General features: G+C 48.2%; 3 protein-coding genes. All 3 read right to left on the reverse strand.

Annotated elements, in window-relative coordinates; genetic code table 11:
• Positions 1-85 precede the first annotated feature (85 nt).
• Positions 86-4,519, reverse strand: coding sequence for a response regulator (locus QUB13_RS20225; RefSeq protein WP_333383948.1), 4,434 nt, complete (start codon positions 4,517-4,519; stop codon positions 86-88).
• Between the two features lie 1,068 nt (positions 4,520-5,587).
• Positions 5,588-8,710 (reverse strand): MFS transporter, encoded by a 3,123-nt coding sequence (locus tag QUB13_RS20230; protein WP_333383951.1) that lies wholly within the window; start codon positions 8,708-8,710, stop codon positions 5,588-5,590.
• 606 nt (positions 8,711-9,316) lie between these two features.
• Positions 9,317-10,813: choice-of-anchor D domain-containing protein (locus QUB13_RS20235; RefSeq protein ID WP_333383954.1), on the reverse strand; the 1,497-nt coding region annotated here is incomplete at its 5' end.

Consider the following 10,813-nt stretch of genomic DNA (forward strand, 5'->3'; position numbering starts at 1 on the left):
AGATAGGCTGCACACTGAAATTATCTTTTGGTCATTATAGGATCAATCATTCTGTGGCGTTCTCTGAGTGCAACCGGAATTGATATTACCCATCAACATATTGCATTTCCATTTTCAACGCCGCCTCAACTCTTTGATACTCGGCCTCAACCTGTTTTAAAAGCTCGCAAGCTGGAGCAGGTAAAGCTTGGTTGGCTTGTATTCCGATGCGGCCCATGATTTCGAGTTGCTCGCACAGCTTAAACAAGCCAAAAGCACCGAGAGTACCGCTAATCGATTTCAAAGAATGAGCATCTCGCCGCAAAGCCAGCGGATCGGCGCTCCTGACGGCCGTAGAGATGCCTCGCAGCAGTTCGGGAGCTGTTTCGAGGTAAATCTCGATCGCCTCCTCTAAAGCTTCCACATCTCGCAATCCTTCTATAATCTTGGCACTCAGACAATCGGGACTTTCTAACAAAGCCCGATCGAGATTTGATTCACCAAACCCGACAACTGCGATCGAATTGGGAATTGTCTGTTGTGCATTTTCCGCAACAATCGCATTCGATCGCACTTCTAATTCACTCGTTTCTCCGATCTGTTCAATCTGCGAGTTTACACAAACAATCGGCACCGGGCGATCGCACTCTGGGCGCGATCGAGATTTACACGCCTTCAAAGCTCGAACCAACTCCTCAATGGCGATCGGCTTGCTCAAATAATCGTCCATCCCCGCAGCCATACACTCTTCGCGATCGCCCTGCATCGCATTTGCTGTCATCGCCACAATCCAAGGGTTCGTCGATTTTAGATTTGGGATTTGGGATTTGGGATTGTTAGATTGTTCCTCAGTTTCAGAAACTTCTGATTCTTCAGTGGGATTTTCTAAGGTAAAATCCTCGGAAAATTGCTCGCGGATGAGGCGGGTAGCTTCCAAACCGTCCATTTCCGGCATTTGCACATCCATCAACACCAAATCGTATGGCTGGCGGTGCAAAGCTGCGAGCACTTCGATCCCGTTTCCCGCCACATCCGCGCGATAGCCCATCCGCTGCAAAATTTGCAAAGCCACCTTCTGATTCACCAAATGATCGTCCGCCAACAGAATCCGCAGCGGTAAGTTATCTGCCAGCACTGGTATGCTTTGGAGGAAAGCCCCGCTAGTACGCGGCCCTCTCATTTCAGTTACTTGTGGTTCCCCAAAAATATTGATTAAAACATTGTAAAACTGAGATTGTTTAATCGGTTTATTCAAAAAAGCAGCAAAATTCACATCAACTGCAGAGCAGTTAATTTCTGGTAGGCCGATCGAAGTTAGCATCACTAAGGGCAACTTTTCGCAATCAGGATACTGGCGAATTTCCGCGGCCAAAGCCAACCCGTCCATTTCCGGCATTTGCATATCCAAAACTGCAAAATCAAACGCCTCCTTAGCAGCTAGCCAATCTAAAGCCAAACGAGCCGAAGCTGAAGCTCTAGGCACCATTCCCCAAGACTGAGCCTGCTGAGTCAAAATTTGGCGGTTGGTAGCATTGTCATCGACAATCAAGACTCGCTTCCCAGCCAATTCCGGTTGACAATTGGTCGAGTTAACTGACAAAGAACTTTTGCAGCCACGAACGATCGTGCTGAAATAAAAAGTAGAGCCGGCGGATGGCGGATTTTGGTCGATCGGCTTGGTGCTGAGTGCGGATTTGACAGAGCAATATTTTTCGGCAATTTCACAGGAGTCTCCCCATTCCACCTCAAAAGCTGTTGCTTTAAAATCTACCGGAGGCTTGCCGGCAATACAACCCATACTTTCTACCCACATCCTGCCTCCCATCATTTCGGCCAAACGCTTGCTAATTGCCAAACCCAATCCGGTACCGCCGTAGTGTCGGCTTGTTGAAGAATCTACCTGGCTGAAGGATTTAAACAGCCGATCCATGCGATCGCCCCGAATGCCGATACCCGTATCTTTGACCGCAAATTGTATTTCGTATGCTTGGTTAATTGCTAGCGGTTCGCCATTAATTTCTGGCGGTTCTGCAGGATTTGGCGGCACTGAAATCTTTTTTGCCGTCACCGAAACCACTACTTCTCCAGTTGCGGTAAATTTCACAGCATTGCTGAGCAAATTGATTAAAATTTGCCTCAAGCGAGTGCTGTCGCCGATCGCCATTGTCGGTACCGAGCGATCGATCAAGTAACCCAATTCCAGTTTTTTTTGTGCCGCCTTGGTAGCTACCAAGTCAAGAGATTCCTCAATGCAAGTGCGGATGTCAAACGGATGTTCCTCCAAGTCCAATTTGCCCGACTCAATTTTCGAGAAATCTAAAATATCGTTGATCAGCGTCAGCAAGGCATCGCCGCTGCTGCGGATAGTTTCTACAAAATCGCGCTGTTCGCGAGTTAAGCAGGTATCCAACAGCAAACCGGTCATGCCGATGACTCCGTTCATGGGAGTGCGAATTTCGTGGCTCATGGTGGCTAAAAATTCGCTTTTAGCTTTGGTAGCCGCCAGTGCTTCGTCGCGAGCTTTTGCCAAATCTACGCCTGTTTGCTGGCGTTCTAGTTCGCTTCCCACCCACTGACCCATCAGTTTCACCAACTCTCTGTCTACAACTCGGAACGGTTCTGTCAGAGGAGTTGGAGAAAGGAAGCACAAAGTGCCGTAAATTTCACCTGTCACGGTGACGGGAATGCCCATGTACGCTTCGATCTTGAATGCTGGATCCTCGGTGTTGAAGCACAAAGCTGCAAACCTCGCCGACTCAAAGTACATGGGTTCTTTTGCCATTACTGTAGTCCCGCAAAAGGTTTTTTCGAGGTCGTAGATTTGTGCTTTCTCGATCGACCCGTCGGGACATTCCACAGCCATGATTTGATATTTTTCGCCTTGAATCCGCGACAAAATTCCCACGGACATACCCAACTGTCGGCATCCCATCTCCAGCAGTTCTTGGAGGCGCAAATCAAAGGTAAAGAGGCGGCCCTCCGGGTCAGTACGGGGAGCCGAGGTCACTTGGTACAAAGCTTTAATTGCAGATTCGCTTTCTCGCAGTTCTTGTTCTGTTTGCTTGCGGACGCTGATGTCGCGGGAAATACCGATAATTTCTTGCACCAAACCAGTTTCCGGATCGCGGATCGTGCGGCTGGTGGTTTCAAACCAAATGTATTTGCCGTCTTTGCGGCGGATGCGGTAGCTGACGGTGTAAGTAACTGGAAGCGCCAGGACTTTTGAGTGAGCTTTGCTGATGGCTTCTAAATCGTCTGGGTGAAAATAATGGTTGGGGCTCGCGCCGACGAGTTCCGAAGGTTCGTATCCGAGCAAAGCGCGGCTGGCGGGGGACACGTAAAGAAACACGCCTTCGGGGTTGTGTCTGGTAATCATGTCGGTTGAGTTTTCGGCCATCAACCGATAGCGGTCTTCGCTTTCTAAGCGTTCGACTTGAGAGTTGCTCAATGCTTCTAGCATTGTGTTGATGGCGCCGGCCAGGCTTGCGAGTTCATCTTTTCCGCTCATATGAACGCGCAAGTCTGGGTCTCCGTTGGCTGCGATGTTGCTGACGCTGGTGCTTAAGTCTGCCAATCTTGCCAAGACTAAGTTTTCGAGCAACAGCAGGGCGATCGCGCTAAATACTAAACCTACTGCCAGTATTGATAGGGTAAACAGGCCCAAGGTAGCCTGACCTTGGCGGTAGATGATGCGGTCTGCCTCTACTCGCAGCAGCAGCGCTAGGTTGCCTCGTAGGTCGCGAATCAGGGCGTATCCTGCGACAACGTAGTCGCTGACTGGTTCGACTAAAATTTCTACTGATTTGAGGTTAGAAATTTTGATTTTGATATTGTCTAAATCCTGGATCGATCGGGCGATCGCCTTAGCCCCCGGTTTGGAGTAGTTCGCAGAACCCAATTTAAAATCTAAACTCGGCAACCTAAAATCGACTGACAGGTGAGTCAGTTCCGAAAGCAAACCAATTTCGCTGCTGTCGAGGTAGCGTCCCAGAACCAGCGTCCCGCGCGGCGGGCCTTGGGCGTTGCTGTTGACGATCGGCCTCGCAGAAATTAGCAGCCTAGCTTCTGGGAGGGTAATGACGCCTGCTTTTGCCCGATCGCCCTGCGGTGTCGAGGGTTCTAGCAGCGCCTCAATCAATTGCTGTTTCAAGCTTTCGGGAATCGGCACTTCGGTTTGGGACTTCAGGTCGAAACCTTTGCTAAAAATCGTCTGACCGCTGGAGTCCAGCACTAGCAACAAGTTTAGTCTCAAGGAAGTAAATGTCGAATCAACGAAATTTGACTTGACAAAAGCCTCATTTTGTGTATCAACAAAAGAGTAAGTATCGTCCCACTCGGCGTAATCTTGGGCGCTGGTGTCTAAATTCGACAAGTCGTCATCTAGGGCATCCAAAGCCCGCGCGACATCCTGGCGGACGTACTGGGCCTCAAGGTTTTGAAAATCGTGCAGCAAAATAGTTGATGCAGTGGCATAGAGAACCAGAATCAGGCTGATTAGAGCTGCACCGATGATTAATAGTGTTTTTTTTCGGAGTTGCATGGCGTCGCCCCCCTCACTGTGCTACTAGGCAACTAGCCTGGGGAGATTTGAGACGTAGGTTGTTTAGCATTGGCTCGACAGGGCCTGCATATTTTGACTGTTGTGGGCCCACTGGCAAAAGTCCTTGGTATTTCCAAGATATCCGATATGTCGCCCCCACATCAGTGTAGTATTTTCACATCTTTAATTACCTTCTTGAAACTCCCGGGCGTGAACGCGCGGGGATTCTTGGTTCACTGACACACCTTTAAACTATCCATCCTTTCGGCAATATTTCAACCAAAAACCCGTCCTATTGAACGAAGTTGCGAGTCTAATTTGAATAGCCCCAGAGGGCTTGTCTCCCCAAGCGTTAAGGAATCACTTCCCAGGTTCCCGTATGCCCTTGGCGTACATTTAACTACTAAATTTTTGATTTTTCGGGTATGGGTGCGCGGTGGCGGCCCTAGCTATGTTTTTTGTGGTGTTCGCTACCCACGAGATATTATTGTTTTCTAGCGAGTCGTTTTGGATTCTCGCCCGTTTGTGAAGCGCGGTTATGCTATAGCGGTTCTCACAAAAGTGAGGTATGCCCTATGCCCTATGCCCACGGAGGCCTATGCCCACGGAGGCCTATGCCCACGGAGGCCTATGCCCTATGCCCTATCCCGGATAGTACCTCATATGAGAGCACAGAAAGGCTATACCTGTATCTATCTCTACTATACTAAACTTATGGAAAATACTGTCAAGTATGAAAAAGTTTTTCAGTATTATATCAAATCCTCTCTTCATCGGAATAGTAAATTCACTGTTGACTGTTAACATCATGTATGAGTGCAACCGGAATTGATATGAATCGAGCCGACACGCTCTTGAAAAGGGGAGCATCTCATATTTGTAAAAACACTTCTTTTGACTCCTTCTTTCTTCCTCTTTCCTCCTGTCTCCTGTCTCCTGTCTCCAATTTCTAGCTTGGCTGCAAAAGTGAGATCCTCCCCTTGAAAACTCTGATAAAAATAGTGCCTGATGTCAGTAGTAACTCACATCAGGCACTATTAGCTTGCACGGCGCAAATTCAGTTTTTAGTTACCGGATAACAGCTAAAGCACCGGCACCGGCTGCTGCTACGGCCGAGGTAAGAGCGGTAAAAAACAGCCACCAAGAAGCAACTTCGGCTGCTTTCCGGGTTTCTTCAGCTTGTTTTTCAGCTTGAAGTTTGATGCTTTCAAGGCGAAGCTGGGCTTCTTGTTGCAAGCGTTCTGCTCTTTGCAACACTCTATTGCGGGTGACTTCAATTTGGTCGATCAAGCGGTTAGCATCGGCTTCGGAAATGTCCTCGCGGGAACTCATTAGTGCTACTAAAGTATCGCGGTTGAAATGACCTAGCCGATCGCGCAAAGCATCAAATCCAGCTTGGGGATCGTCAAATAATTGACGCACGTCCCGCGTAATCCCTTCATAATTTAGTTCAGGGCGATCGAGCGAATTGAGGTAATCCCGAACTTTTCCGAGAACTCCGTCAATTACCGACTGAATGCGATCCTGAATTTTCTGGATTTGTAGTGCAAACTCATCGCGCACCGACAAAATTCCATCCACAATGCGAGCAGCTTCTGCTTCAGAAATATCCTGCCGCTGAGACAGCAGAGAAACCATAGTCTCTCGATCGATGTGCGACAGACGCTCGCCCAAGCTGTAAGCGCCGACTTTTGGGTCGTGCAGCAGCAGTTGCAAGTCGCGCTTGATGGCTTCGGGATTTAATTCATCCTTGCCCGTATTTCGCAAATAATCCTCTAAAACGCTCTGAAAATCCTGGACTTGGGTTTGTACCCGCTTCGCCAAACGGCGAGGCGCTTTCACGATCGAGCCCAGAGTTTCCTGCACTTGGTCGATAATTTGATTGACTTGTTCCTCAGTCAAATCATCTCTCTGAGAAAGCAGTTTTACCAAAGTATCGCGATCGACCTGAGACAGGCGTCCCCGGAGCGCTAAAGCCCCTTCCTTGGGATTTTCCATCAGTTTCGTCAAATCGCGCTGAATCCCTTCAGGATTGAGTTCTGATTTGCCAGTATTGCGGAGGTAATCTGCCAGGGCGGTCGTAGTTTGGTCGTACTGATCCTTAGCTTTTTCTGCCAACTTTTGCGGTGCTTGGAGCGCGCTGTGCCAAGTTTCCTCGGCGCTGTCGAGAAGCTCGTTTACTTGATTTTCGTTGAGGTCTTTGCGCTGAGATAGCAATTTTACCAAAGTATCGCGATCGAACCGAGAAGCTCTAGCTCTGAGCGCCCAAATTCCCGCTTCTGGATTGTCCAGCAGTGTTTTGAAATCGCGCTTGATGCCTTCGGGATTGAGTTCTGATTTGCCCGTAGACTGCAAGTATTCTTGTACTTTTTGCCACTGATTGTCTAGTCGGACTTGCGCGGCTTCTTGCAGGCCTTTAGCATCTGCTAAAGCGACATCTCGCGTCTTTTCCAACTCGTTGACAATCTGTTCTACTTCCTGGAAGCCGAAGTTTTCGCGGCCTCTGAGAATTTGCACAAAACTGTCGCGGGTGTAAGGAGAAAGCCGATCGCGCAACTGTTCGTAACTCGCATCGGAATCCTCTAAGATTTTTTTGAAATCGCTCCCGATACCTGCTGCTGTCAGTTCCTCTTTCGGGGTCACTTTCAAATAAGTTTCCACCCGCCACTGCAAGTCTCGAACTTTTTCTTGCTCTTCAGCAAAGATAACGGTTTCTAAAACTCGCCGTCTTATTCCTTCTAAATCCTGGGAAATTTCTTTAATTTTGTCTTGAGTCAAAACGCCTCGACTCGCGAGAATTTCCGCAAACTGAGACTTATTGAGTTTTTCTAATTCGCGGCGCACAGTTCCCGGATCTGCCGTAGGATCGTAGATCACGTCACGAAATTCGCGCTCGATCGCTTGCGGGTTCATCTGCCACGAATAAGTGTTGAGCAAGTAGTTTTCTACATCCGCACGGATCGGGCTGTAAGTTTCGGGTTCGCCTTTGACTTGAGCGGCAACTTTATCAGCTTGAGCACTAACTTTATCAGCTTGGGCGCTAACTTTATCTTTAGCTGTTTTGAGCTGACCGACTACTTTTTCTACATCGAAATCGGAAATGTCCGTGCGGCCCAAAACTATTCCCATTAAAGCATTGACTGCCATTGTCGTTGCTTGGGCTCTCATGGTGGGGCTTTGGCCGGAATTTTGACCGCCCAGACTGCTGAGGGCTTGTTCTACCCTACTTGTCAGTTGTTCTGAGAGCAAATCTCCCGATTTTGCAGATTTGAGATAATCTACCAATTGGCCGATGCCGTCTGATTTAGATTCTTGTTTTTCTACTTGTTTCCAAGCATCTTCGAGTTGGTCTACAATCCGGTTGACATCGCGCTTTGACAAGTCCGATCGCGAACTTACTAAATCTACTAGAGTTTGGCGATCGATCTTCGGCAAATTTTCGCCCGCAATGCTTTTGAGTTGCGGATCGTTGAGCAATTTTTCAAACTCGCCGCGCATCGCTTTGATGTCTAATTCCGGCGGCTTGAGGGCTTGGATGTAGTCTTCGACGTTTTCCCGCAAGCTTGTGGGGTCGATCGCGCTACCCAGTTCATGGCCCACTGCTGCTGCTGCTGCTTTGGCTGTGGCCACTACTTGATTGCTGGCTGCTTTCGCGCCCAAGGCTGCGGCTGCGGTGCCAAAAATCGCTTGAACGCCAGATGTTGCGGTGTTGACGACGGAACCGATCAGGGAACCGACGGTGGTGGAGCTCACCCAGACGAGAAGTGAGAAATAGGTAGCCCAGACAACTAAACCAACGATCGCCCCCAAAACCGGACTGCTAATCAAGCTTAGCTTTACCGCAAGCAAGCAAGCGAAGAATAGGGCGACGGTGACGGTGATTAGCGTCCAAGTGCCGACTTTGCTGCCGATGTGGCGCAGTGGCGGGCTGCTGCTATCCGAGTGGTGTCCGTCATCGTGGGATTGTCCGATATAGGAAAGGCCTGCGGCTACTGATAAATTTGTTAGCAACAGTTGGAAAGCGCAGGCTAGAACGACTCCAGCGATTAGGGCGATAAAAAATTGCGGCCCGGAATAGAGGAGTGCTGTTTCTTCTACTGTGTTTGTAGTTGTAGTCGGTTCTACTAGCACTTGGGCCAGCCAGAACCCGGTGTTATACATTTCTGGATTTATTGGCAAATTTTGATACATAGTATATGCCTCGTTAAAGGGTGGGTACGCGCGATCGTTGGCGCGAGTTGACTAATTATATAGTTTTAGATTCGTGCCCCCAATGGCAAGCATCGCCTTATTGACGAGCTAAAGCATCCCCCTACAGTCGGAAGTTTACAAATATGTCTGCGGACTACTATCACTTTAGGCAGATTTATGGTATGTCAATTTTGTGTTATTGGTGAACTAGACTTGTTTTGAATTAGGACTTTATACACGGGTGGGTAGAAACCGGGTTTTTTGAGAAAACGATTGCTTGCAGCCGGAAGTGCCGGTAAAAAACCCAGTTTCTTTAGTCGCAGTGCGTCCATGACTGATATCAATTTTGACATATAGAGCAATACGGTTCACTTAACACTATTTATACCCTGGAGATCCCCCTAAATCCCCATTAGGTCGGGGGACTTTGAGAGCATTCTTGTCCCCCCCTTCTTAAGGGGGGTTAGGGGGGATCTGGCATTAATCACCACACATAAGACAGGCACTACGTTTGACATTTTTGTTAACACTAATTGCCATTGCCTAAGTCCGGCCCCGGAGGAAACGACATTGCCGTCTCCCTACCTTTCAGGTATTATTTGAGATTCAAACAACTCGGAAATCGCTAACACCAATTAGGCTGGCGGTGACTCCAGTTAAAGAAGCAACTAATTCTCCACTTCCCTTTAACTTAATCAGCGCACTGTTATTGTCCTGAGTTATGTCTAACTGATTGAAACTCAAGCCTCCCGACAATCCGAGCGAATCTTTACCCTTGACAAAATCAGCAATCAAGTCAAATCCCTGACTAGAATTTAACACAAAAGTGTCATTTCCCAAACCGCCAACTAAGCTATTATTGCCCGAACCTCCAAACAAAATATCATCACCTTCGCAACCGAGAAGCGTATCATTACCTAAGTCTCCATAAATCGAATCGTTGCCCTTACCGCCATCGATTAAATCGTTACCTTGGCCGCCATAAATGACGTTATCTAGCTCACCGCCGCACAAAGTATCATCTCCGAGTTGTCCGAAGATAGTATCATTACCTTGACTGCCGAGAATTAAATCATCTCCTTTGCCAGCGTAAATTAAATCATTTCCTTTGCCGCCGTCGATAAAATCATTGCCTTGATTGCCAAAGATTAAATCATCATCTTCTTTGCCGTTAATTAAATCATTGCCCTGATTTCCAAAGATAACATCTTCACCAAAACCACCAAGAATGATATCGTTTTCTTTGCCCCCAAACAGGATATCGTCTCCTTTATTGCCATCAATGAAGTCATTGCCTTGATTGCCGTTGAAAATATCCTTTAACTCACCGCCAAACAAGTTATCGTTGCCTTGTTTAGCATCGAAGATATTGGGGTTATTGCTGCCAAAATAAGCCTCGTTTGCGGGAGTCCCAAGCAGCAAACCGGGGCTGCCATTGATAATGTTATCAATTTGTTGGTTGGGTTGATTAAGATTGGGATACTCAATTTTGTCGCAAATGCAGTCTGTATCCTCTTGGTTAACAGGCGTTGGAGTTGGTATCGGTGCAGGCGTTGGAGTTGGTATCGGTGCAGGCGTTGGAGTTGGTAAAGGTACAGGGTTTGATACGGGTGCAGGCGTTGGTGTCGGTAAAGGTACAGGGTTTGATACGGGTGCAGGCGTTGGTGTCGGTACGGGTGCAGGTGTTGGTGTCGGTACGGGTGCAGGTGTTGGTGTCGGTACGGGTGCAGGCGTTGGTGTCGGTACGGGTGCAGGTGTTGGTGTCGGTACGGGTGCAGGCGTTGGTGTGGGAGTTGCTGTGACTGCGGCTGAAATCGGGAAATTAAAGGGATTTTCATCGCTGTCATCATTGACAAATTGCAATGAACCTGTTTTATTTCCGGCTGTGGTTGTATCTACTTGAATTTCCAGGTTAGCACTACCGCCGGCGGTAACTGTTGCAGGTAAGTTTCCAACTAAGCTAAATCCTGTGGGTAAAGTCAGGTTGCTGAGGTTTAAAACTGCTGTACCGAGATTTTTGACGGTAAAGGTTTTGTTGAGAGTTGTGCCAACTATGACGCTGCCAAAGTCGATCGCACTTGTTGTACCATCAACAATATCCGT

Origin of the sequence: Microcoleus sp. B4-D4, from assembly GCF_036705185.1 — a bacterium.
Lineage (GTDB): Bacteria > Cyanobacteriota > Cyanobacteriia > Cyanobacteriales > Microcoleaceae > Microcoleus.

Coding starts and splice junctions, on each gene's coding strand:
- QUB13_RS20225 (WP_333383948.1), bottom strand. CDS start 4,519: ATGCAACTCCGAAAAAAAACACTATTAATCATCGGTGCAGCTCTAATC.
- QUB13_RS20230 (WP_333383951.1), bottom strand. CDS start 8,710: ATGTATCAAAATTTGCCAATAAATCCAGAAATGTATAACACCGGGTTC.